3 protein-coding genes are annotated in these 1,717 nt (G+C 28.8%); all 3 read right to left on the bottom strand.

Annotated elements, in window-relative coordinates; all coding sequences use genetic code 11:
- Positions 1-884: 884 nt before the first annotated feature.
- On the bottom strand, positions 885-1,028 hold the full coding sequence (locus V7127_RS25540) for a hypothetical protein (RefSeq protein WP_335491010.1): 144 nt from the start codon (positions 1,026-1,028) through the stop codon (positions 885-887).
- 117 nt (positions 1,029-1,145) lie between these two features.
- Complete coding sequence (locus V7127_RS25545; protein ID WP_335491013.1) at positions 1,146-1,295, bottom strand: hypothetical protein; 150 nt, start codon at positions 1,293-1,295, stop codon at positions 1,146-1,148.
- Between the two features lie 149 nt (positions 1,296-1,444).
- Positions 1,445-1,717, bottom strand: a 273-nt coding sequence (locus V7127_RS25550; RefSeq protein WP_335491016.1) for a hypothetical protein, incomplete at its 5' end; no start/stop codon positions are given.

The following is a 1,717-nucleotide window of genomic DNA, read 5'->3' on the forward strand; positions in this document are numbered from 1 at the left end:
TTGCTATCCCCTCAAAATAATATTATTAATTTTAAATTACAATGTAAGTAGATATCTAATTTATAAAATATTTTTGATCTGTTACAGATTATTTTGTTATTAGTGTCACTTTTACTCACATAATCAATAATTATTTTTCTGCATTTATTTAATATTGTTTTTGTTTTATTATATTAGATACAATTAACTGTTTTTCTTGTACTCCTTGTTAGTAGAGTTGGTGCTAGATATTAAAGTGACACAGATTGATATAATAAAAATATATCAATAATAAGGTATCTATTTGGCTAAAAAACGAAAACGTTACGATAAAACTTTTAAAAAAGAAAGGGTAAAATATATTCAAGTGAACAATAAACTAGTAGCACAAGTAGCTCAGGAAAATAATGTGAAACGAATACCTTAAAACAGTTAGAATAAAATACAGAGAGCAATCTGAAGTAAATGCTGTTTAAACGTTATCCTACCCTAAAGGCTGAGCTGAAGGCATTACAAAAACAATTACGTGATCTTAGGGAGAAAAATGAAATTCTAAAAAAGGCGATGCATTACTTCACGAAAAACCCTGGTAAAATTCGAATTTATTCACTATCATTGCTCCGAATACCGAGTGGAAAAGGTGTGCAAAACCTAGGGGTTCTATAAGTGGTTATTTAAAATGACCACATCTACCCAAAAGTGCCGCCCAAAAAGCATGAAAAACTATCACAATAAATATTTCAAACTCATCTCGAATTGAAACAACTATATGGAGTATTAAAATTGCAAAAACGCTAAACAAGCGTGGTCTATAGGTAAGCAAACAGACAATTTCTCGCATTATGAGGAAAATTCTATGCCACCGATTGTTGACACTATACAATTTTTCATATCAATTCGTTGTTTTATAATTGTTCTCCACTTATCCAAAGATCCTTTTCATTTTCTGATAATAACTCACTATACCCTGGAGGATTCTCTCTCCATGATACACTTCCATAATGATGTATAAAGGTATCCTTATATAATAAAAGTTTATTACTCTCCACACGAATTATTAGTGAATAGTCATCATTTTAAAATTTCCCTGGTGTAAATATTTCATCTACAGGTCTTTAATTTTATCTATAACTTCAATTTTTAATAGTATTCAACACCCAATTATTTTAATTTCTCTTTCCATTTGATGAATCAAAGATACTAAATTCCTTTGAGAAATTATGTATTTCCTCTAAATTCGTAAAAGATACAGGGATAGCAGCATAGTATGCAACAGAGTTTGTTACTGGCCCAACTGCTCCCATTGAATTTATCACTATATAAACACTTATCTAAATCCTCCGACGAATCTCATATTGATATTTCATCATATATTTTCGAATACTATCAATACAAGCCTTAGTATATTCAAGTTATTAAAGGAAAGAATTACTTTACATTTACATAATTTTTTCGCCAGACTTTTTTAACCTAACTCTTCTAATTTACTTTCACACCACAAAGAATTAGGATATTTCTTGTACATATCTTTAATCAGTTTTTCACTTAGGGCTGTTTCTTTGGTTTTTTCAAATAAATTTATTAATCTACAGTAATTCAAATATGATGAATCGTTGTTGAAGTTTTGTATGTAAATTTCAAGAGCATATTCTATTGATCCTTTCTTAAGTACCTTATCCCCCAATATCCCCAAATAATCTTTAATATTATCTTTTTCCTGTATCCATTTTTCCATTAA

Source organism: Bacillus sp. JJ1773, from assembly GCF_036962035.1.
GTDB lineage: Bacteria > Bacillota > Bacilli > Bacillales > Cytobacillaceae > Cytobacillus.